Source organism: Corynebacterium sp. (assembly GCF_043426755.1).
GTDB lineage: Bacteria > Actinomycetota > Actinomycetes > Mycobacteriales > Mycobacteriaceae > Corynebacterium.
In genome coordinates this window covers 1-22,110 of sequence record NZ_JBHWRP010000099.1, presented here as the reverse complement: position 1 = coordinate 22,110, position 22,110 = coordinate 1, and the positions used below count along the sequence as shown (strand labels likewise).

Genomic DNA, 22,110 nt, shown 5'->3' with positions numbered 1-22,110 from the left:
CGAGATGGGCTTGATTTTCGTTAAGCGCGTCTTGACGAAAATCGTTAGCCTAGTTGTATGACCGAAACTGTTCAAGGAGTAATCGCCCGCGAAAAGGGCGCCGATGTAGAAGTAACCAACATTGTGATCCCGGAGCCAGGCCCGAACGACGTTGTCGTGAAGGTCCAGGCCACCGGCGTATGCCACACTGACCTCGCCTACCGCGACGGGGACATTGCCGACGACTACCCCTTCCTGCTTGGCCACGAGACGGCAGGTGTCGTCGATAAGGTCGGCGAAGCAGTCACCCACGTCGAGGTCGGCGACTTCGTCGTACTGAACTGGCGCGCCGTGTGCGGTGAGTGCCGTGCCTGCCGCAAGGGCGACACGAAGAACTGCTTTAATACCCACAACGCCTCGAAGCCGATGACCTTGGAGGATGGCACCGAGCTGACCGCAGCGCTCGGAATCGGCTCCTTTGCTGAGAAGACTTTGGTCCACGAGGGCCAGTGCACCAAGGTGAACCCCGAGGAAGATCCTGCAGCGGCTGGCCTGCTTGGCTGTGGCATCATGGCCGGCGTTGGCGCCGCCGTGAATACCGGTGATATCCGGAAGGGCGAGTCTGTCGCTGTCTTTGGACTTGGCGGAGTGGGCTTGGCAGCGATCGCCGGCGCGAAGCTGGCCGGTGCCACCACGATTATCGCGATCGATCTCGATGAGCGAAAGACCAAGGCGGCCGTCGACACCTTCGGCGCAACCCACGCCATCGCCTCTAAGGACATGGAGGAACAGGAGATCATCGACAAGGTGCGCGAGCTGACCGACGGCTTCGGTGCCGACGTCACCATCGACGCCGTGGGCATCATCCCCACCTGGCGCCAGGCCTTTTACTCTCGCGACCACGCAGGCCGCATGGTCATGGTGGGCGTACCAAACCAGACCAGCGAGATTCAGCTGCCAGCCATCGACGTGTACTCGCGCGGCGGCTCCATCAAGCCAGCCTGGTACGGCGACTGCCTGCCAGAGCGCGACTTCCCAATGTACGTTGACCTGCACCTGCAGGACCGTTTCCCGCTGGGTGAGTTCGTCTCCGAGCGCATCGGAATCAACGACGTGGAAGAATCCTTTGCAAAGATGAAGCAGGGCGACGTCCTGCGTAGCGTAGTGGAGTTCAAATAATGACTTTTCGCATTGACAACGTAGTAACCTCCGGAAAGTTCAAGCTCGACGGCGGTGAATGGGACGTAGACAACAACGTGTGGATCGTCGGCGATGACTCCGAGGTGTTCATCATCGACGCGGCCCACGATTCCGATGCCATCGCTGCCGCCGTGGGGGACCGCAAGGTCAAGGGCATCATCGCCACCCACGGCCACAACGACCACATCGACGCAGCCCCACGCCTGACCGAGCTTGTCGACGCCCCCATCTACCTCCACCCAGCCGATTCCATGCTGTGGGAGGAGACCAACAAGGGCCTGAACTACCGCGACCTCGAGGACGGCCAGACCTTCCAGATCGCCGGCACCGACATCAAGGTGCTCAGCACCCCAGGCCACTCGCCAGGCTCCTGCGTGTTGTACGTGCCTGAGGCGGCCGAGCTGTTCTCCGGCGACACCCTCTTCCAGGGCGGCCCGGGCGCGACAGGCCGCAGCTACTCCAGCTTCGACACCATCATCGAGTCCCTGCAGAAGTCCGTCCTGGACCTCCCCGCAGAGACCGTAGTGCGCACCGGCCACGGCGACCACACCACCATCGGTGACGAGGCCCCGCACCTAGAGGAGTGGATCAAGCGCGGTTACTAAAGCGCACCTTTCGAATCGCGTATTAGACTGAGTACCTATGCGTACTCTTGTCACCGGCGGCGCCGGGTTCATCGGATCACACCTGGTCGATTTGCTTATCGACGAAGGTCACCAGGTGACCGTTGTCGACAACTTGTCACACGGGAAAGAATCCAACTTGAACCCCGGCGCCGTTTTCGTCCAAGCGGATGTGCGCACGGCTGACTACGACCAGCTCTTTAGGGACCACACCCCAGAAGTCGTGTTCAACTTGGCGGCGCAGATCGATGTGAGAAAAAGCGTCGAAAAGCCCGTGGAGGATGCCGAAACAAATATCCTGCCGCTGATTCGCCTAGCCGATGCGGCGCGGAGGCACGGGGTGCGCAAGATCGTTCACACGTCTTCGGGTGGCGCGATTTACGGCGAGCCGGAAGTATTCCCAGTGTCCGAGGCCTCACCCGTGGACCCGTACTCGCCGTACGCGGCCTCGAAGTATGCCGGCGAGGTCTACCTGAACATGTTCCGCAATCTCTACGGCCTAGATTGTTCGCACATCGCCCCGGCGAACGTGTACGGCCCGCGCCAAGATCCCCACGGGGAGGCCGGCGTCGTCGCGATTTTCGCGCAGAACCTGCTGTCCGGGGCACCCACCCGCGTGTTCGGTGGGGGCACAAATACCCGCGACTATGTGTATGTCGGCGACGTGGTGCGCGCCTTTTACCTGGCTGCAGGCGATGTCGGTGGGGGAGAGCGCTTCAATATCGGCACCGCCGTGGAGACGACTGACCGCGAGCTCCACACCCTCGTCGCGCGTGCCGCCGGAGCCCCCGATAACCCCGAGCTCGCACCCGCCCGGCTTGGCGATCTACCACGCAGCGCCCTCGACTACTCGAAGGCCAAGCGCGTATTGGGCTGGGAGCCGCAGGTGCGTATCGACGAGGGCGTGGCCCGCACCGTCGACTACTTCCGTGGTGCCTAGACACGCTCCTGAGATTCGACGAGTTCTTCGTTGATCACTACCTCGAACTGTTCGAAAGGCAGCGCACCGGAGATGGTTTGGGTGCCGATCACAAAGCTTGGTGTCCCGTCGATCCCCAACTCAGAGCCGAACTGGCGCGAGCCGGCGATGGCCTCGTCGTACTTATCGCTGGTGGCGTCGGCCGCGAACTTGTCCAGGTCTGCGACACCAGCCTCCTCTGCGTAGCGGAGGAAGTCCTCCTGCGTGAACTGGCCGCCGCGCGCCTCAAATTCAGCGAACAGGGCGTCCTTGAATTCGAAGAATTTGCCCTGCTCAGCGGCGGCGCGACCTGCACGTGCGGCATCTTCGGAGTTGGGCCCGTTGATGGGGAAGTCATTCCACTCCAAGCGCACAAGCCCGGTCTCGACGTACTCTTCGACGATGCGCTGCTCAGTCTCATTGTTGTGGCGCGCGCAATAAGGGCAGCCGAAGGAGGAGAATTCGCTGATCACGATCGGCGCATCCACCGCTCCCATGGCCATGGCATCGTCCGCGTTTCGACGACCGACCTCACCGTCATCGCCGGCGCCATAGAGGGTCGCATCAGTTGCATTGTCACCGTTGAAATCGGTGCCGGGCTGAACGTCTGAAATATCCGCAGGCTGGCTCGCATGCTCGCCAGCCTGACCATTTGTCGGCTGGCCAGCGGTCGGCTGCGGAGCTTGCGACGCGGCCGTTGCTTGGTCGCGGCCCTCGTTCAGGCCGATGATATAACCACCCAGTGCCGCGCCCAGCGCCAGCACAATGGTGAACGCCCACATTAACGCGGGGATCTTCGTCTTTGTTTCGTTCTTCGTTGTAGACACGCACCTAACGGTAGCAGCCCCACTGCCACCGCATAATTAGCGCTTAGCGTGCGCGGTCTTCCGGCTTTTCAGCATTTTGGAGGGCGATGGTGCGTGCAAGGCGCGCGTAGCGCAGTTCCTGTTCACGGAACCGGACCCAAGTGCTCATCGTCGTAAAGAAAAATGCGACAACCAGGGCGTAGAGCATCAGGTCGGTGCCGCGGTCCACGCCGAGCCAGTTGGCGAGCACGGTCAGATCGTCGGGACGCAAAATCGCCCACACCGCAGCGATCGCGAGCAGCACGAAGACGATCTTCACCCAGGCCTTCGCGCGGGCCTTCTTGCGGTTGAGGAAAAAGTAGGCGACCAGCGCGATCGCCGCAATGAGCAAGATTAATTGGATCATCTATAGTCTCCTCGCCACGATGCCGTCGGCCAAAATATTCACACCGTTAATCAGCGACTGCCCCTTACTCATGGAGTACTCCGTGTACAAAATGTCCACTGGCTCCTCGGCCACCCGCCACTTGTGCGTGTCGATCATGCCGACAATCTCACTGGCGTGCGACATCCCATTCATTCGGATGTCCATCTCATCAGCGACCTTCTTGTTGAACACGCGCAGGCCATTGTGGGCGTCGGTCAGCCCCAAACGCCTGGTCCGCGGGCTGAGCAGCACCACCGTCTTGAGCACGAGGCGCTTGATCCACGGCACTTGCGAATTGTCCTGGCCGGCAAAACGCGTTCCGACGACGATATCGAGCGGCTCATCGCGCAACCGCTGCACCATCCGCACCACGTCCTTGACCTGGTGCTGGCCATCGGCGTCGAAGGTGACGAAGAACTGCGCGGCGGGTTGCGCACGGGCGTATTCCACACCGGTCTGGATCGCTGCGCCCTGGCCCAAATTCACCGGGTGATCGACCAGGTGGGCCCCCGATGCTCGGATCTCCTCCCGCGAATTATCCTTCGAACCATCGTTCACCACCGCGATATTCGGGAAAGTTTCGCGGGCGTGCTCCACCACCTGGCGGATCACCTGCCCCTCGTTATAGCAGGGCACGATCAGCCAGGTGTCGCGAAAATCCTGGGGAGCGCTCATGTTTCCCAATCATAACCGCTTCCGGTGGAAGAGCATCCCATTGACTTTGCGGAGCAGCCCAGCAGGCAACATTCGGTACACAGTCCGAACCACAAAGTTGACCACCGCCCGCGGACGCGACACGAGCCCATAGCTGGCCAGGTTCTTCTGCAGCTGGATCTCTGACGCCAGCATTTTCTTATCCGTGCGGCGCGCCAATTGCGCATCACTGACACGGAAATAGGTCAGCGGCTCCTCCATATTGCGCAGCTGCTTGCCCGCCGCCAGCAGGCGAGCCCAGAGGTCATAGTCCTCAATAAACGGCAGGTGACGGTACCCGCCGACCTCGCGCACGTCGGCCGTGCGCATCATCACCGACGGATGGTTCAGCGGCGAATTGATTTTCGCGTACCCGCTCGGGTCTTCCGGTAGCCGACGGATCTCGCCTAACGACGATTCCAGCTGGCCAGTGTCCCGAAAAGTATCGTCATCAAACTCCTGCACCGCCGTGCCGACCACCGCCACGTCTGGGTGGGCGCGCAAGAATTCCACCTGCTTTTCGAAACGCTGCGGAAAGGCGATGTCATCAGAATCAAGGCGCGCCACAAACTCGGTGTCCACCTGTTCCATTCCTGCGGCCAGCGCCGCCCCAAGGCCTTGGTTTTCCTCCAGCGGGTGTGGCAGAACGGAAGGGTATTCGTCGATAAGTGAGCGAAGCGAATCGGGCACCGGGCCGTCGATCACCACGATGATCCGCTCAGCCGGCAGCGACTGAGCCACCAGCGAATCAAGGGCCGCGCGCAACTCGGCGGGCTGGGTGCGCGCGTAAATCGACATGAGCGCCGTGACGGAAGTGGGGGACTGCATGGCACCTAACTATAGATCGATCGCATCCAGCAGGTACGCGCCGTAGCCGGACTTCATCATCGGCGCGGCCAGTTTCTCCAGCTGGGCAGCATCAATGAACCCCTCCCGGTACGCCGCGACCTCCGGGCTACCGATGATCGTGCCCGTACGCTTCTGGATGACCTCAACATAGGCGCTGGCCTCGCTCATCGAATCGATCGTGCCCGTGTCCAGCCAGACATCGCCGCGCTGCAAACGGCGCACCTGCAAACGCCCCTGGTTGAGATAAGCCTCATTCACCGCCGTGATCTCCAGCTCACCGCGCGCGCTTGGCCGGATCTGCTTCGCGATATCGACGACCGCGTTGTCATAGAAATACAGCCCCACAACCGCGAAATTACTCTTCGGGTGTTCCGGCTTCTCCTCGATAGACAGCGCGGTGCCGGCCGCATCGAACTCCACCACGCCATAGCGCTGCGGGTCCGAAACCTCATAGGCGAAAATCATGCCGCCGTCCGGGGCTTGGCGGTGTGCAAGCGCACCGGAAGAATGAGGCCCTTCAAAAATATTGTCACCCAGGACGAGCGCTACAGAGTCATCTCCGATGAACTCCTCACCGATAATGAACGCCTGCGCAAGCCCCTCCGGTTGCGGCTGCACGGCATAATCGAGCATCAGCCCCCAAGAGGAACCGTCGCCAAGTAATCGTCGAAAAGCGGACTGATCCTCCGGCGTGGTGATGATCAAAATCTCCCTAATGCCGGCGCCAATCAGCGTCGATAGCGGGTAGTAGATCATCGGCTTGTCGTAGATGGGCATCAGCTGCTTCGAAATCCCCTTGGTGATGGGGTACAGCCGCGTCCCTGAGCCGCCAGCGAGAATAATGCCCTTCATGGCTGTTTAGTCTACTGGTGTCTAGGTTGCCGGGGACGCAGCTGATCGAATCATCCGTGGGTGTTAGCCGATGGCGCGGATCGCCGACGCCACCAAATCCCAGAACTTCGGTGCATCCAACTTCGTTGCGACCTGAGTGTGGCAATCTGCCGGGGCAGGTGAACGGAAATCCGCCACCGTCATACCAGTGGTGAGCTTGCCATCAAGCTCCACGTCGAGCGGCACCTTTTGGGATTCCACAATCGAGGGATCAATTAGGTAGGCGATTGTGCAGGGATCGTGCACTGGCGGGTTATCGAAGCCCTGCGCATCCTTGTAGTTCTCACGGAAAGCACCGAACAGCCCGACGACAAAGTCAGCGGTATCGGTACCGATGGCCTTGATCTCCGCCTCTACCTCTGGGGTCGCGAGGGCCTGGTGAGTCAGGTCCAAGCCAACCATGGTGAGTTTCCATGGCTCGTTGAACACGATGTGCGCTGCCTCGGGATCGATCTTGATGTTGAACTCAGCGACAGGCGACCAATTGCCTACGTGATACCCGCCGCCCATCAGGACGACTTCCTTCACGCGTTCGACGATACGTGGCTCCATGCGGGCAGCCAAAGCGATGTTGGTGAGCGGGCCGGTGGGCACCAAGGTCACCGTGCCCGGTTCGTGGGACATGACAGTGTCGATGATGAACTGCACGCCACTGCCTTCTGCCACATCGACCGTCGGATCGGGCAAATCGTATCCGTGAATTTCCATGCCGGTATCGCCGTGGATATCTTCGGCCACTTCAACTGGGCGGACCAGTGGGCGGGTGGCGCCAGCGTAGAGGGGCACGTCTTTCATGTTCGCGATGGTCATGACCTGGCGGGCGTTGAAGGTGACTTTCTCCAGTGTCTGGTTTCCACCGACGGTGGTGATACCGAGCAAGTCGATCTCCGGGTTGCCGTGGGCCAGAAGCATGGCGACGGCATCGTCGTGGCCAGGATCGCAGTCGAGAATGATCTTATGCATTGTTATTGACTCCTAGTTCTTCTTGTTCTTCACGAATTTCTTCACGCGCAGCTTGTGCTGCCAACGTATCTGAAATGGTTTCTGGTTTGGGGATGAGGAAAGAGGTGAGGAATGCTGCTGCCAACAGGATCGCACCGGCGATCATGCCTGCCGCGTAGCCGCCGTCACTATCGGCGAAGATCGTAGCTACGGCGAACAGGATGGCGAACGAGATTCCAGAGCCGAGGTTGAATGCGCCTGCATTCATGCCCGGCAAGTAGCCCTGATTATCGGCTGGCGATAGGACGACACCAAGCCCATTGAGCATGATGTTGGCCGTACCTGCGTAGGTGATGCCGACGAAGAGAGAGATACCAAGCAGCGCTGCCGGACTTGGGGAATCAGACAGGAAGATTGCCGCCAAGACGCCGATGAACGTACCGGCGATACCGATCTGCAGGACATTCTTGTACCCGAACTTTGCTGCCAGCATGCCGGCAATCGGACCGAAGACCAAGCCTGCCAGGGCGTAAGGGGTGAGCGTCCACCATGACACCGTGCCTGCGGACAGGCCCGGGCCGTGCACTGCGTCTTGCGCCAAGTTGGGGATCAGCCCGTTCATGATGGCAAAGACACCAGTCATGGTCAGCAGCGTGGTGAGCAAGAGCGCCCAAGTGCGGCGTTGCTTCAGGTAGTCGACGGTGACGAGGGGGTGTTCGACCTTCTTCTCCACGTTCCAGAAGACGACCACGCCCAGTGCACCGACCACAACGAGCAGCAGTACCAGCCACCAGTTGGCATCTTGGATTTTCCCGGCTTCGTTGAAGGCAGTGAGCAGCGCACCAATTGCGATGGCAAGCGGCAACACACCTGCCCAGTCCATTGGCTGGTGCTCCTCGGCACGGGATTCGCGTGTAAAGAAGCGAACAGCAATGACCGCCGCGACGCAGAAGCCAGCCATGACCCAGAAGATTGAGCGGAATCCGAAGGTTCCTGCGAGCCACCCTCCGGCCAGCGCATCCACGCCGCCAATACCACCGTTGACCGAGGTCAGGATGCCCATGTACAAAGCGTACTGCTTTTCATTGGGCACTTGCTGACGCAGCATGATCAGGCACAGCGGCACAGTTGGTCCTGCCACGCCTTGAATGACACGTCCGATGAACAAGACGGTGACGTTTGGGGCGAGTGCTGCGACGACGCATCCGATGCCGGTGACCAGCATCATGCCGATCAGTACTTTTCGACGACCAATGAGGTCACCCCAGCGTGGAAGGAACAGCGAGAAAAGAGCTGCTGCGGTAAAGAATGCTGTTTGTGTGAGTCCGATTTGTGCGGCGGTCGCATTCAGTTCTGATTCCATCGTCGCCAAGGCCGGCGAAAGCATGGACGCGTTGAGTTGGAATGCAAACACCGCAACCAGGAGGGCGAGTAAGAGTGAAACAGCCTCCCCGGTGGGTGTGCGTCTCACATCAGTTGAGGTGGACATGATTTTCCTTTCTTAGTTGGCCACGAGGGGCTTGACTTGTTGAGCGAGGTCTTCAAATTCTGGTCGTCGTTGCGTGTACCCCTGCGCGCCCGGCGCCGAACAGGCAGCCGTAGCGGCAGCGATTCCAAACCGGGCAGCGGCGTCAATGGATGCGCCTTCAGCAAGCAGAGCAGCGAACGTGCCGACGAAGGCATCTCCTGCGCCGGTTGTGTCGCTGATATCAACCGGGAGAGCGGGAAGAGAACAGTGCACGTCCTTGGCAGCCACGATGGCTCCTCGTTCACCGAGGGTGGCCACGACATCGACTCCGAAACGGCGGTGGATTTCTTCGGCCATATTTCCAGCGTGCGCGGGGTCTGTCAGGCTTTCGCCTAGCAGAGTCGCGGCCTCAATTTCGTTGACGATCAGAATGTCCACGTGCTTGAGGAAATCTGCATCTGGAGAACCGGGCGCGAGGTTTAAGATCGTGCGGCAGCCTTGGGACTTGGCGTATTCAAGGGCTGCCAGGGTAATGCTTTTGGGGATTTCGTTCTGGCACACCACAACGTCGTTAGGCGTGGCGAGTTCCAGTGTGGATCGCACTTTGTCTGCTGAGACGTGGCCGTTTGCGCCTGGCACCACAACGATTGCGTTGTTGCCGTTCGCGCCGATTTGAATGAAAGCCTGGCCCGTATCTACGCCGTCGAGGACGTTGACGCGCGATAAGTCGAGCAGTTTTTCCTCAGAACAGTGGCGAAACAAGGTTTCACCTGCTGAGTCCTGCCCGACGGCCCCAACCATGACGGTATCTACCCCCGCCCGACCTGAGGCGACTGCCTGGTTTAGGCCCTTGCCACCGACCGATTCCTCAAGCCGGGTGGCAGCGATTGTTTCGCCCTCAGAGACGAAATTTTCAACGGTGAGAAAGCGGTCGAGATTCGCGCTTCCTACAACGAAAACTTGCACCTGTGGGTGTGCCATGGTTCCTCCAATGTAAACGATTACTTAAATGTTCGGCAATATTTAAAGTTCAGCTGCAACTGCGCAACAAGGCTTCGGTGGAGTTATCTCGTGGTCGACCCTCCGACGCGTAGAGTTCCAGGGATACGGAAAGTCGTGGGCACTGCGTCGCCTTCACTAGAGACCCGTTGAATGATCTGTTCGACAGCTACCCGGGCCATTTCCTCAATGGGTTGAATCAACGTCGTCAGCGATGGCTGCACTAGCGAGGCAGTGGTGATTCCGTCGAAACCGGCGATGAGAACCTCATCCGGCACCGAAACATCATGTTTTGCACATGCCATGAGCGCGCCAATTGCCATGAGGTCATTGGCAGCAAAGATCGCTTCCGGCAGATTATCTAGGCGTTTTTCGACGGCCTCTGCACCCGATTCTGCAGTGAAATCGCCGGAGGCAAGTTGCACATCTTCCAACTCGGCTTGAGCGCAGGCCTTGAGGAAGCCCGATTTCCGCTCCTCCGACACCGGTGACCCTTCTGGCCCCTCAATGTGCAGGATGGATGTAGCTCCGCAATCAATGAGGTGCTGGCAAATCGTCTCAGCGCCAGCGACATTGTCGGTGTAGACGAGTGGAAGATTGGAGTGTCCAATCGGCCGGTCGAAGGAGAGGACGGGGAGGTTAATGTCCTTATCGGTCAGTGGCTTCTTGTTTGGCTCCCAGGAGGAGGAAATAATCAGGATTCCGTCGACGGTCCTGCTGTTCGCTAGCCTTTGGCATTCTGCTGTGGGATCTTCTCCGCCTGCAATGAGGACTGAGTAGCCACGTTTCCGGCATTCGGTCTCAATGTGAGGCAGCAGTTCGAAATAAAAGAGGTTATCGAAGCCCGGAAGAATCACCCCGATTGTTCCCGTGCGCTGACTGCGAAGCGCCCGAGCCGAAGCGTTGGGAACGTAGCCAAGCTTCTTCATGGCCTGGCTTACCTTATTGGCTGTTTCTTGAGAGACCGTGGCGCTGCCGTTGATCGTTCTAGACACGGTGGCAGTAGACACGCCTGCTGCAGCTGCCACCTCCGCGACGGTGGGAGACTGCCCGACAGCAGTTTTGTTCCCCTGTGCCATGGTCTCCTCCACCGATGAAAACGATTACATCTTTAAGATAGTAAAATTAGCCACTCATGGCCAGCCCGTGTGAGGTGCTGCATAGTTTCCCGGGGGTAGAATCGACCTTGTCTTTTCCTTCGTTCCTCTGGGCGCGTCTTATTCTGCCGTGTAAGCTTGACGGCAACACTAGCAACAGGAGGCAACATGCGTTTCGGAAAATTGGCTGCGGTAGCGTGCGCCGCGATCGTCGGGCTGGGCTTGGCACCTGCCGCGTCGGCGTCGTCGGTGCCCGTAGGGGGTTCCTCGGCTGCCGCGCCTGCGCTTGGCGTCGCCGCACCACGTGGCACCACCGTCACCCAGGGCGATGAGATCCTCGGTTTCCGTGGCCTCGTCTGGAACACCTGCACCTTGGGCTTCGTCGACCGCGCCGCGCGTGTCGGCTACACCGCCTCCCACTGCGCTTTTCCGGGTGAACCTGTTTTTAACTCGCGTTCCCAGCTGATCGGCTTCGTCGAGAAGTCCAACATGCTTGCCTTGAACGGTGGTGCCACCGACGTTGCTCGGATCCGCTTCGTCGACGGCGTGCGCATGGGAGCCAACGTTCATACCGGCGATGCTCGCGTCCCAGCCCACACCGTCCGCCCCGGCGAGAACCTGTGCGCCTGGGATCGCACCGATGCGCGCGTCGTCTGTGGCCCAGTCACCGATGTGCGCGGCAAAAACGTCAACGGCCACCTACCTGGCGTCGGCCCCGGCGACTCCGGATCGCCCGCCTGGATCCCCGGCCGCGGCTTCGTCGGCGTGGTCTCCGGTGCCGATAACACAGGCCCCGGTGGTCTGTTCCGCGAACGCATCGCCAGCCCCGACGGTTTCTAGCTTTCGCTTTACGACGAACACCCTGCCGAACTCTTGTCCTGACAAGTTCTGCGGGGTGTTTCGTGTTGTGCCATGATCATGTTCACCAGTTCGTCGCACCGGGGGAGAGCAATGGGGTAGTGCTCTATGACGAGCCGGTGACGGTCCATGAGCGGACACTTGTCCTGCCTCTTCGACCGAGTACGCGCCACCCGCTGGGGCAACCGAGGCTGCACCACGTGCCCCAGCGGGTGATGTTGAAGCAGTAAGTTCTGCGTGTCTTTCGCGGTTGTGTCAGGATTATGGATGCCGGTGAAACGTACTCGGGGGAGGGGCCATGAAACTCAGAATCGGTGCTGTTGTTGTAGCACTGTCGTCACTGCTTTCCGCATGTTCAGCGGGTAGTGACGCGGAGCCTGCCGCTGCCGTGACCGAGGTTGTCACTGAGGTCGTCGAACCGGAGACTGAAACTCAGACTGTCGATGCGTTTCATTTCGAATCCGGCACTTTGGAGCTTGGGCCATTCGATCCGCTGGAGGTCTACCCAGATGTCTTCGACCCGTGCCAAGAAATCTCTGACAAAGAATTCGCGAAGGCCGGGTTTGAGACCGATCGAATTACGACTCCAATGGCCGATCACTCGATACTTTCATGCACGTTGCTTCCAATAGACCGAACTGAAAAGTTCGGGCTTTTGCTAGCTGGAAACATCGTCGACAGGGCAGATCTCGAACTCCAATCAACGATTATTGCGGAAGATGTCTCGCAGATTTTGCCTAACATGTTCCTTTACGTCGTTGATGGATTAGAGGAACATAACTGTAGCGCTGCTGTGGCGACTGATCGGGGACACCTAATCGCGTTTTCAGTCGACGGATTTACGCAATATACACAACAAGATCACTGCACAAATGCAATCCAAACGTTGGAAAATCTAGCTAGGAGTTAAAAATGAATCTCGGGGGACAAAATCTAAACATCATCCCACATGATGTAGCTTCTGCCATTTCTAAATTAATGGCGCCCGGCGAAAACCTTATTTTTGGAGAAAGAGGCTTCGCTTTTCCGTCGAAACTTTCTTTCACCTCTGTGTCAGGGTTGAAAGAGATCGGTGACTCCCATAGTGGAGTCATCAACGATAACGGTGCCGAGTCACAGGAAGCGTTTGCTAATCGGTTCGCCAACATTGCAGCACAACTACGCCAGAACCTCGTCGATGTCATCGACGCAGACACCAACATCAGCGGTCTGATCGGGGCAGTCGGCCTACGCTCCGACGGGGCAGAACTAATGACCAAGAACCACGTCGCCGACATCGTCGATACCGAAACCACACCATTTGCAATCACCCCACCAGGGGTAGCCCATCCAGGCTCACTACCAGCACTGGCAGCACAGTACAGCGCCACCAACTACGGGGTGCCCACATCGATGACCAGTCACTGGGAAGCCCTGTCAACCAAAGTTGCCAACGCAGCCGACTCACTCAACGCAGTAATCGCTGACTTAGACAGCTCCGCAGACACCCAAGCAATCGCTAATGCGATCACCACCATCCACGCACTACAACAAGCCGGGGCTGTGTTTGCTGCCAATTCCACAACCATGGGTGCGACCACCACCAACCTGGGCACCGGCAGCCTTGCCTTAGGCCAACAGGTCATGGCTGCAGCTAAAGCCCACGCGATCTTATTAGCAACCCGCCCAGAGGCCGCAGCCGCATTCGAACAGGCCTACCTAGCCTCCTACCCAGCAACTGTTGCTGCAGCACTCCCACCGGCGATCCCACCCATTACTCAACTACTGCCCTCCGCACTTGATCCGTCTGGTCTGTCAGCAGGAGGAGTGGGTTCAATTGGTGAATCCGCAGGTGCTCGTCTCAACGCGTGGCAGGATATGCCTCTGCCGTCAGTCGTCCAAGAAGCCATGGAACATATCGGTATGGCTGAACAGGCCCGGATGCGCAGCCCTCAGCAGTTGGCTGATGAATTCCAACGGGCGGGTATGGATGACCTCAACGCGCTTGTGGCAGGAGCAACACCAACGACAACCGCGTCTGTTGCGGCTCCGAGCATGCCACCGACACTCAACCCGGCAACGCATCTTAGCCCTGCTAGTGCAGGTTCTGCGATACCTGGTGCCAGTGCGACAGGTCCTGTCCCACACATCAATCCAGCCGGTGTGCCAACAACTGCTGCAGGTGCTGCGTCACGCCCTGGCGGTGTAAGTACCGGCGGTGTGGGCCATGGCCTGGGTACCGCGGTGCCTGGCAGTGTGGCAGGTGCTGGACGTGGGTTGGGAAACACTGGTCTTAGCCGCGCAGGTATAGGACTTGCCGGAACCGGTGCGCCTGGCATGACAGGAATCAGTGGCGGTTACGGAGCAGGTGGTTTTGCTTCAGGTGGGCGCGGCCTCGCTGGCTCCGGCAGCACGCCAGGCGCGCAGGGCCTGCCGGGTGCGTCGGGGATGTCTGGTTCGCAGGGTGCGCTTGGCGGGGCTGGCCCACACGGTGCGGTAGGAAAACCAACACCGCACGCAACCCCAGGCGCAGGCCACGCCGGCTCTGGCGGTCATGGCGGCAATCAGAGCCGTGGCGGGATGCCGATGGGCGGGATGATGGGTGCCGGCCGGGGCGGAAACCAGCGCGGTGGCACGTCGAATTCGGTACGCGGGATCAAAACAAGTGCGGTGGAACGTGAAGGCAACCTGAAAGCACTGCTCGGCGAGGGACCAGAGGTGATCCCGGGTGTGATCGGGGCGTGGGTCCGCGAACCACGCCCCGATCGTTAGAAAACCGCTACAGTAACGCCAAGTACAGGGCGAGGGCGGCGCGCCAGTTGCTGGGTTTGAACCCGGTGGCCTCGATCTTGGATAAGTCGAAGGCAGAATTTTTCGGGCGCGGCGCCTCCGGCCCCACCAGCTCGGCGTATTGTTCCGTGCTGACTGGGTGCACCTCGGCGGGATCGTGCCCGACTCCAATAAAAACGGCCATGGCGATTTCGTCGCGGCCCACCACATCGCCTGACGACGACAGGTTGTACACCCCATACTCCGCACCAACATCCAGCAGGTGTTTAATCCCTTTGGCCAGGTCTTCGGCGCTGGTGGGACGGCCGCGCTGATCATGAATCACCCGCGGTTCCACACCGCGTTCGGCCAGTTCGGCCATGGTGCGCATGAAGTTCTTGCCGTCGCCGAACACCCACGACGTGCGGATCACATAGTGCTTCGGAGCAACGCGTGCCGACGATTCCCCCGCGGCCTTGGATGCGCCGTACAGGCTCAAGGGGCTGGGCACTTCGTCTTCTGAGTGGACCTCAATAGTGCCGTCGAAGACATAGTCGCTGCTGACATGGACAAGAACGAGGTTGTGTGCTGCGGCGATGCCGGCGAGTTTTGCGGGGGCCTCGGCGTTGACGGCCCAGGCGGTGGCGCGGTCGGTTTCGGCACCGTTGACGTCGTTAAACGCAGCAGTGTTGATGATGGCACGGTACTGCGACCAGTCACGCGCCGGCGGATCGGTGATGTCGAATTCTTCGCGGGTGCAGTACTCCCAGTCCGGGGCGATCGCCCGCAGCGCGCGCCCCAGCTGCCCGTTCGCGCCGGTGACCAGCACTTGGCGGGGTGGGACGGGGGTGGCGTCGGCAAGCGCGGGGTGCGCCAGATCCTTCTCAGAGACCTGCGCGGGCTCCAGCGGCCACTCAACCTCATTCAGGTTGACGAAGGAGTACTGCGCATCCGCCGTCCAGTGCGCGTTGACAAGATAGACGTAGGCGGTGTCGTCGATAAGCGACTGGAAGCCATTAGCCACCCCGCGCGGCACGAACACCGCAACGCCCGGCGTGATCTCGCAGGTCACTTGCTCGCCGAACGACGAAGAACCCTCCCGCAGATCTACCCACGCCCCGAACACCGCACCCGTTGCCACTGAGACGTACTTGTCCCACGGCTCCGCATGCAGCCCCCGCGTCGTGCCGCGCTCGGCGTTGAAGCTGATGTTATTTTGCACCGGGCTGAAGTCCGGCAGCCCAGCCGCGACCATCTTCTCGCGCTGCCAATTCTCCTTGAACCAGCCGCGCGCATCGGTGTGCACGTCCAGCTCGACTATGAGGAGCCCTTCGATCGCCGTGGTAGAAACCTGCATGCAACCACCCTACTGCTTCGTGCGCGCGTACTTCTCCTCCACGGCTGCCTTGTTGGCGGCCCACCAGTCTTCGTTGTCGCGGTACCAGTCGATGGTGCGGGAGAGGCCTTCGCTTAACGACGAGGTATAGCGTGGTTGCCAGCCGAGCTCGTCCCGGAGGAGGGAGGCGTCGATGGCGTAGCGTTGGTCGTGGCCGGGACGGTCGGCGACGTGTTCGTAGGTGCCGCCCATCAGTTCGCAGATCAGCTCGATGACGTGCTTGTTTGTTGCTTCGCCTTCGGCGCCGATGAGGTAGGTCGCACCGGGGCGGCCGCGGCCGAGGATGGTGAGAACGGCGTCGTTGTGGTCGTCGACGTGGATCCAGTCCCGGATCTGTTCCCCAGTGCCGTAGAGTTTCGCGGGCCGGCCGGTGAGCAGGTTGGTGATCTGCCGGGGGATGAACTTCTCGATGTGCTGATACGGCCCATAATTATTGGAGCAGTTGGAGATTGTCGCCTCCACGCCAAAGGAACGCACCCAGGCCCGCACCAAATGATCGCTGCCAGCCTTCGACGCGGAATAGGGCGAACTGGGCTGGTAGGGGGTGTGTTCGTCGAAACGCGGGTCGTCGGGTGCAAGGTCACCGAAGACCTCGTCGGTGGAGACGTGATGAAACCGCACACCATGTTTGCGCACCGCCTCCAGCAGCGTGAACGTGCCCACCAGGTTCGTCTGAATAAACGGCGACGGGTCCGCCAGCGAATTATCGTTGTGCGACTCCGCCGCGAAATGCACCACTACGTCGGCGCTGGAGACGAGCTCGTCGATAAGCGGAGCGTCAGTAATGCAGCCCTGCACGAACTCGATGTCCAGGCCGGCCAGGTTGGCGCGATTGCCGGCATAGGTCAGCTTATCGACGACCGTTATGCGCTGGTCAGGGTCACGCTCAAGGGCGAGACGGATAAAATTTGCACCAATGAAACCGGCGCCGCCGGTGACCAACATCGAACCCATAGACGTTACTATACTTCGGCGCCACCCGTTTCCGCCCTGTGGATAACTGGGGGTTATCCACAGATTTTTTGGTGAGGTGCGCGGGAAGTTGCGTGCTGGTTTAGTCTTCGAATCATGACCACATATCAGACCTTCGCAGCCGGCTGGGCCAGCGCAATCTCCATCCTGGAGGGCGCCGCCGGCAAGTCTGTCATCGATATGTGCAAAGACGGCCTGGACACCACCATGGCGAAACTGCTGGAGAAACTGTCCACCATCTACTTCGGTTCCACCAGCCACACCCGCTACCAGGCGCGCGCCCGCCGCAACGCCGCCGACAACCGCCATACGTTCAACACGCTGGCGGAGATCGAGAAGCAGGTGAAAAAGCTCGACGACAAGAAACATTCCTGGCGCATGCGCGAAGAACTCACCGAGCAGCCTGCGATTTTGCGCAGCATTCGTGCGCGTGCCGACGAGCTCCTCGCCGAATTGAACGGCCCGGAAAAGGTGGTGAACGAATCGTCGATAAGCGCCCGCGCGATCCCGAACTCCACCCACATGCGCCTGTCCGCCACCGCGCCTGGCCACCTGGTGCGTGCCGCGCTGGACGCGCTGAACGACGTGCCCGAGGATGACCGCGCTGAGGAAGCCGTCCGCCGCATTTTTGGCGGTGGCGAATCTGCCGAACCGACGCTGTCCGCGCGCGTGATCGTGCGTGCCGAAGACGTCGCCTCCATCGGGGAGGAGACCGAGGACGGGGACGTGATCCTCTCGCTGACCAACGGCACCCGGATCCTGTCGTCCGAACTGGCGCGCCAGAACCTCGCGGAAGACTGCCGCATCGTGCTGGTCTCGCCGATGCTCGGCGTGCTCAACGTCTTCGAAGGCCGGTTCGCCAACGAAAAACAGCGCGAGGCGCTAGCCGCCGTCGAACCAGTGTGTACCTGCGACGGGTGCGGAGAGGGCGCCGACTACTGCGAAATCAACCACAACATCCCGTACTCGCGCGGCGGGCCGACGTCGGTGCGCAACTTATCCACCGTGTGCAGGTTCGATAACGGCAGGATGAGCGACACCAACATCTACGGCCACATCGAACAGCGTGGCGGCGAGAACTACCACGTCTCGCGGTATGGAAAGTGGCGGCTGAACAATCATCCGGTGGCCCGGGGCGGGGCCATGCGGCTAGTCAAGCACGGGCCGCCGCGAGCGCGCACGACCTAAACCCAGCAGGTGCACCACAGCACCTGCTAATGGGCCTGCTACCAGGGAAACGATCACCGAGGGCACTAGCCCCAGCGGCGCCGCAAACAGGATGAGGTACGCCACCGCCGATGCCGTCAGCCACCCCGCCACGTACCAGCCGTGCTGCTCGAGAGCCAGCACGGCGGTGCCGGTGATCATGAGGCTGCCCGTCAGCGACGACGCGAAAGTAAGTAGGCCGAGCGTGAGCCCGTTGACGAAGAGTTCCGGTTTGAACGCCACCTCTAAAATCCACGGGCCGATCAGCCAGGCCGCGGCGAAGCCCAGAATCCCGACACCCAGCACAGCAGCGATCGGAGTGATAAGCGCCCGGTAGATCCCGCGCCCGGCCTCAACAAACTTAACGACGAGCATCGATTGGAACCGTTGCAGAGGAACCAGGATCGGGGCGCGCGTCAGCGTGACGGCGTTGATGATGCCGGAGATCGTGATCGTGGTCGTCGGATCCTCGTGCGGAAACGCCGCGTTGAGGAAAGTGGGGTAGCCGGTAATCAGCGCCGCGTTCGCACCTGAGGCCAGCATGGCCTGCAGCACGCGCCGGGCAAAGGGGCCAGGGGAGACGTCGAGTTGTGCGCCGATCGCCGCGCGTGCCGACGACGAACCCGCCAACACCACCACCCAACTCAACGCGCCGATCACCGTGATCAGCAGGAAAGCCTCCAAGCACCAGCCGAAGCCCCAGGCAGCAAGGGCGAGCACCAAGCGGATCCCAGAATCCAAAGCGACCAGGCTGGCATACTGGCCCCACAGGTTTGCGCCCGACAAAATGCCGGAAAGAACCGCCTGGAACACGTAGCTGACCAGCCCGAAGGCGAGCAGCCCCGTGGCAAGGCCGGGTGCGGGTGGGACGACGCTGGACATTACCAAGAAGCCGGCCACCACGGCCACCGCGAACACCACGATGGTGACGACCCCGCCGAATTTCCATGGGTCTGCGGACCTCGTAATCGCAGACCTCGCAGGCTCGGTCTGCGATTGGGTAGAGGCGGCTGCGACGGCGCGCGTTGTTTCCTGCGTGATCCCATCGATCACACCCGCAGAGGCAAAAAACAACCCCCAGTATGCCTGGAAGTAGCGCATCTGCGTTTCGGCATCGAGCGGCCACTGCGCCACCCAGATGACCACAAACCCCGACAAAGCGGCGAAGATCGTGGCCATCGATAGGGATCTCATCGTGGGCACTCCGGCAATGCGGGATCGAAAAGCCAAGCGTGCAGGATGTCGTCGATAAGCGAACGCGGCACCGACACAGAATCGGCGGCCGCGTACAGTTCGCGCTTCAAATCCCGCGGCTCCACAACACTGTGGGCACCTGATGCGACATAGCGGCGCACCGCCGGGAAGAAGGCAGAGTCGCCAAGGGCTCGTCGTAAAGCGTGCAAAGCCATGGCGCCGCGCTTGTACACGCGGTCGTCAAACATGTCGCGGGGCCCCGGCGCGCCCACGACGACGTCCTTGGCCTTGCGCTGCAAAATCGCGTACTCGCGGTCCACGTTCACCTGGGCGGGTGTGCCGCGGTGCTCAAACCACAACCATTCGCAGTAGCAGGCGAAACCTTCGTTGAGCCAGATATCATCCCACTGCGCCAGGCCGAGGGAGTTGCCGAACCACTGGTGGGCCAGCTCGTGGGCGATCAGCCGTTCCCAACCGGTCATGTGGTTGACGCCGAAGATGCTCAGGCCCTGCGCCTCCAGGGGGATTTCGAGCTCATCGTCCGTGACAACCACTGTGTAATCAGTAAAGGGGTAGGGGCCGAAGAGCTGTTCGTAGAAATCGAGCATGGCCTGCTGGTCGCGCAGCGCGGTTTTCGCGGCGGCGGCGTTGTCGGGGCTGACCCACACGTGGGTGTTGCGGCCGAGTTCGTGCCGCTGGTACTCGCCGACCTGCACGGTGGCCAGGTAGGTGGCCATGCGGTGCGTGGTTTCGTAGTGCCAGGTGGTGCGTGAGCCGTGCGCTTGCTTATCGACGAGGCGCCCGTTGCACACGACGACGTAGGGGTCGTCGGCGCTGATGCGGATGCTATAGGTGGCTTTTTCGTCGGGGGTGTCGTCGCAGGGGAACCAGGAGGGCGCGCCGTTGGGCTGGCTGGCGACGAGGGAGCCGTTTTCTAGTTCTTCCCAGCCGATGTCGCCCCAGGTGGTGCGGCGGGGCCGGGGGTTGCCGCCGTAGGAGATGACGAGGCGGAATTCGGAGTCGACGGGGATGTCTTCGCCGAAGGTGATGCGCAGTTTGTTGCCGGACTGCTTGAACTTGGTCACTTTGACGGTCAGGCCGCTGGCCCCCTGGGCGATGATGCGCCGGGCGACCATATTCTGCATCAGGTCGAGGGTGAGGGTGCGCAGGGGCTGCCAGTTGTCCATCAGGAGTGTGGCGGTGCCTTCGAGCCGGTTGGGGTCGACGCGGTAGGTGAGGTCGAGCTCGTAGTGCCGGATGTGGTAGCCCAGGTTGAAGTCGACGCCGGTGTAGGCGTCGCGGGTGCCGGGGATGGGGGTGGAGCGCAGCCTCGTGCTTGTCATCTTGCTGGTCATGGTGGGACTTATCCTACTTTCTGGGCCAGCCAGCTGTAGATCAGGGCCTCCACACGGGCGGTTTGGGTGTTGTCGGCGGCTCCGGCGTGCCCGCCGACGGTATTTTCGTAGTAGTCCACGGGCTGGCCCGCTTGGTGGAGGGCGTGGGCGAAGTGGCGGGCGTGGGCTGGGTGGACGCGGTCGTCGCGTGTCGACGTGGTGACCAGCGCCTCCGGCAGTTCCTTTTCCTCGCGCTGGGGGATGTTGTGCAGCGGTGACCACTTTTCGATGGCGGCGCGCTCCGTGGGATCGTCGGGGTTGCCGTACTCCGCCATCCAGGACGCCCCTGCTGAGAGGGTGTGGTAGCGCAGCATGTCGGTCAGCGGGACTTGGATGACGGCAGCGCCGAGCGCGTCTGGGTACTGCACAAGCGCGCCGGAGGTGAGCAGCCCGCCGTTGGAACCGCCCCGGATCCCGATCTGGCGCGGCGTGCTGTAGCCACGTTCGACCACGTCACGCAGCACGGCCTCATGGTCCTCCCACACTTTGTGCCGGTTGGTTTTCACGACCTGCGAGTGCCACTCCGGCCCAAATTCGCCGCCACCGCGCAGGTTGGGCTGCACGTAGTAGTAGCCGCGTTCCAGCCAGGCGCGCCCGCGCACCGCCGAGTAGCCGGGAGTAAGGGAGACTTCGAACCCGCCGTAGCCGCCGACCAGGGTGGGCTGTGCGCCGCGGTTGAAGTCGCCGGTGATGAAGTAGGGGATCTGTGTGCCGTCGGCGGAAGTGGCCCAGTGTTGGCGGGTCTCCAGACCGGTGGCGTCGAAAAGCGCGGGTGCTTGTTTCACGGCCTCACCGTTGCGCAGCAGCGTGGACGGCTGGGTGAAGCTGGAGGTGTTGATCCAGTACTCGTCGCCGTCGAGCGGGCTTGTGGCCACAACGCTTGCCGACGAGGCCTCCGGCACCTCCACGCGGCGCCGCTCCCAGGTGCCCAGCCGGTACGCGTGGATCTGGGTGGCGACATCCACAAGCGTGGTCACCAGCAGTTCGGAGGCGGTAAAAGAAATGGAGACCACAGAGGTATGGGGGTCTGGCTCTACAAGCAGGGTCAGTTGGTCGTCGTCACGCACCGCAAGCCCACCCGCTGGGATGCCCTCAAAATCTGTGCGCGGCTGGAGGAAGAGCCACTGGCGGAAGAAGGTGGCGTCGCAGTCGGTGGGGATGTTCAGACGCTCGCCGTCGATGAATGTTTCGGAGTTATAGAAATCGAGCGCGCGGGTGATCACGGTGCGTTCGAAACCGGGGGTCGGGTCATAGGCTGCGGCGACGAGAACGTCCTCGGGTTGGCCGGAAAAGATGACTGGGGCGTCGGCCAGCGCCTGCCCACGCTGCCACCTGCGCACCTCGCGCGGGTAGCCGGACTCAGTCAGCGAGTCCGCGCCCGTATCCGTGCCGACCAGCAGCGCATCTCCC

21 protein-coding genes are annotated in these 22,110 nt (G+C 61.1%); 7 read left to right on the top strand and 14 right to left on the bottom strand.

The window, feature by feature from the left end; genetic code table 11:
* Positions 1 to 57: 57 nt before the first annotated feature.
* Genes ACHFGA_RS10400 through ACHFGA_RS10390 form a run of 3 tightly spaced genes read left to right on the top strand, consistent with a single transcriptional unit; the run spans position 58 to position 2,742 of the window.
* Positions 58 to 1,158, top strand: a complete 1,101-nt coding sequence (locus ACHFGA_RS10400) for an S-(hydroxymethyl)mycothiol dehydrogenase (RefSeq protein WP_394282309.1) — start codon at positions 58 to 60, stop codon at positions 1,156 to 1,158.
* Positions 1,158 to 1,784: an MBL fold metallo-hydrolase gene (locus ACHFGA_RS10395; protein WP_394282308.1), complete on the top strand. Its 627-nt coding sequence runs from the start codon at positions 1,158 to 1,160 to the stop codon at positions 1,782 to 1,784. The genes ACHFGA_RS10400 and ACHFGA_RS10395 overlap by 1 nt, the downstream gene beginning before the upstream one ends.
* Positions 1,785 to 1,821: 37 nt before the next feature.
* Positions 1,822 to 2,742, top strand: a complete 921-nt coding sequence (locus ACHFGA_RS10390) for an NAD-dependent epimerase/dehydratase family protein (RefSeq protein ID WP_394282307.1) — start codon at positions 1,822 to 1,824, stop codon at positions 2,740 to 2,742.
* Here the strand turns inward: ACHFGA_RS10390 and ACHFGA_RS10385 are convergent.
* From ACHFGA_RS10385 to ACHFGA_RS10345, 9 genes are all read right to left on the bottom strand, one after another.
* Complete coding sequence (locus ACHFGA_RS10385; protein WP_394282306.1) at positions 2,739 to 3,587, bottom strand: DsbA family protein; 849 nt, start codon at positions 3,585 to 3,587, stop codon at positions 2,739 to 2,741. The genes ACHFGA_RS10390 and ACHFGA_RS10385 overlap by 4 nt on opposite strands.
* A 43-nt stretch (positions 3,588 to 3,630) precedes the next feature.
* On the bottom strand, positions 3,631 to 3,972 hold the full coding sequence (locus ACHFGA_RS10380) for a DUF2304 domain-containing protein (RefSeq protein ID WP_394282305.1): 342 nt from the start codon (positions 3,970 to 3,972) through the stop codon (positions 3,631 to 3,633).
* Complete coding sequence (locus tag ACHFGA_RS10375) at positions 3,973 to 4,668, bottom strand: glycosyltransferase family 2 protein (protein WP_394282304.1); 696 nt, start codon at positions 4,666 to 4,668, stop codon at positions 3,973 to 3,975.
* 9 nt (positions 4,669 to 4,677) lie between these two features.
* Positions 4,678 to 5,514: a glycosyltransferase gene (locus ACHFGA_RS10370; RefSeq protein WP_394282303.1), complete on the bottom strand. Its 837-nt coding sequence runs from the start codon at positions 5,512 to 5,514 to the stop codon at positions 4,678 to 4,680.
* A gap of 9 nt (positions 5,515 to 5,523) precedes the next feature.
* Positions 5,524 to 6,387: a glucose-1-phosphate thymidylyltransferase RfbA gene (gene rfbA, locus ACHFGA_RS10365; RefSeq protein ID WP_394282302.1), complete on the bottom strand. Its 864-nt coding sequence runs from the start codon at positions 6,385 to 6,387 to the stop codon at positions 5,524 to 5,526.
* Positions 6,388 to 6,450: 63 nt separating this feature from the next.
* Positions 6,451 to 7,389, bottom strand: coding sequence for a nucleoside hydrolase (locus ACHFGA_RS10360; RefSeq protein WP_394282301.1), 939 nt, complete (start codon positions 7,387 to 7,389; stop codon positions 6,451 to 6,453).
* Positions 7,382 to 8,857, bottom strand: a complete 1,476-nt coding sequence (locus ACHFGA_RS10355; RefSeq protein ID WP_394282300.1) for an MFS transporter — start codon at positions 8,855 to 8,857, stop codon at positions 7,382 to 7,384. The genes ACHFGA_RS10360 and ACHFGA_RS10355 overlap by 8 nt, the downstream gene beginning before the upstream one ends.
* Positions 8,858 to 8,869: 12 nt before the next feature.
* Complete coding sequence (locus ACHFGA_RS10350; RefSeq protein WP_394282299.1) at positions 8,870 to 9,817, bottom strand: ribokinase; 948 nt, start codon at positions 9,815 to 9,817, stop codon at positions 8,870 to 8,872.
* An 83-nt stretch (positions 9,818 to 9,900) separates the two neighbouring features.
* On the bottom strand, positions 9,901 to 10,914 hold the full coding sequence (locus tag ACHFGA_RS10345) for a LacI family DNA-binding transcriptional regulator (protein WP_394282298.1): 1,014 nt from the start codon (positions 10,912 to 10,914) through the stop codon (positions 9,901 to 9,903).
* Positions 10,915 to 11,100: 186 nt separating this feature from the next.
* On the opposite strand from ACHFGA_RS10345, the gene ACHFGA_RS10340 reads away from it, so the two are divergent.
* From ACHFGA_RS10340 to ACHFGA_RS10330, 3 genes are all read left to right on the top strand, one after another.
* Entirely contained in the window at positions 11,101 to 11,772 is a 672-nt protein-coding gene (locus ACHFGA_RS10340) for a hypothetical protein (RefSeq protein ID WP_394282297.1), read from the top strand.
* A gap of 316 nt (positions 11,773 to 12,088) precedes the next feature.
* The gene (locus ACHFGA_RS10335; RefSeq protein ID WP_394282296.1) at positions 12,089 to 12,700 is read left to right on the top strand and encodes a DUF3558 family protein; all 612 of its coding nucleotides are present in this window, start codon (positions 12,089 to 12,091) and stop codon (positions 12,698 to 12,700) included.
* Positions 12,701 to 12,840: 140 nt separating this feature from the next.
* Complete coding sequence (locus ACHFGA_RS10330; protein WP_394282295.1) at positions 12,841 to 14,541, top strand: hypothetical protein; 1,701 nt, start codon at positions 12,841 to 12,843, stop codon at positions 14,539 to 14,541.
* A gap of 7 nt (positions 14,542 to 14,548) precedes the next feature.
* Here ACHFGA_RS10330 and ACHFGA_RS10325 read toward each other — a convergent pair whose 3' ends face one another.
* Positions 14,549 to 15,895 (bottom strand): sugar nucleotide-binding protein, encoded by a 1,347-nt coding sequence (locus ACHFGA_RS10325; protein ID WP_394282294.1) that lies wholly within the window; start codon positions 15,893 to 15,895, stop codon positions 14,549 to 14,551.
* Between the two features lie 9 nt (positions 15,896 to 15,904).
* Positions 15,905 to 16,879 (bottom strand): dTDP-glucose 4,6-dehydratase, encoded by a 975-nt coding sequence (rfbB, locus tag ACHFGA_RS10320; RefSeq protein ID WP_394282370.1) that lies wholly within the window; start codon positions 16,877 to 16,879, stop codon positions 15,905 to 15,907.
* A 123-nt stretch (positions 16,880 to 17,002) separates the two neighbouring features.
* On the opposite strand from rfbB, the gene ACHFGA_RS10315 reads away from it, so the two are divergent.
* Positions 17,003 to 18,094: an HNH endonuclease signature motif containing protein gene (locus ACHFGA_RS10315; protein ID WP_394282293.1), complete on the top strand. Its 1,092-nt coding sequence runs from the start codon at positions 17,003 to 17,005 to the stop codon at positions 18,092 to 18,094.
* Here the strand turns inward: ACHFGA_RS10315 and ACHFGA_RS10310 are convergent.
* The 3 genes from ACHFGA_RS10310 to ACHFGA_RS10300 form a co-directional block, all read right to left on the bottom strand.
* Entirely contained in the window at positions 18,056 to 19,306 is a 1,251-nt protein-coding gene (locus tag ACHFGA_RS10310; protein WP_394282292.1) for a hypothetical protein, read from the bottom strand. The two genes, ACHFGA_RS10315 and ACHFGA_RS10310, sit on opposite strands and share 39 nt — an antisense overlap.
* Positions 19,303 to 20,661: a M1 family metallopeptidase gene (locus ACHFGA_RS10305; protein WP_394282291.1), complete on the bottom strand. Its 1,359-nt coding sequence runs from the start codon at positions 20,659 to 20,661 to the stop codon at positions 19,303 to 19,305. Before ACHFGA_RS10305 ends, ACHFGA_RS10310 begins: the two co-directional genes overlap by 4 nt.
* An 8-nt stretch (positions 20,662 to 20,669) precedes the next feature.
* The coding region (locus ACHFGA_RS10300; RefSeq protein ID WP_394282290.1) for a prolyl oligopeptidase family serine peptidase at positions 20,670 to 22,110 on the bottom strand (1,441 nt) is incomplete at its 5' end.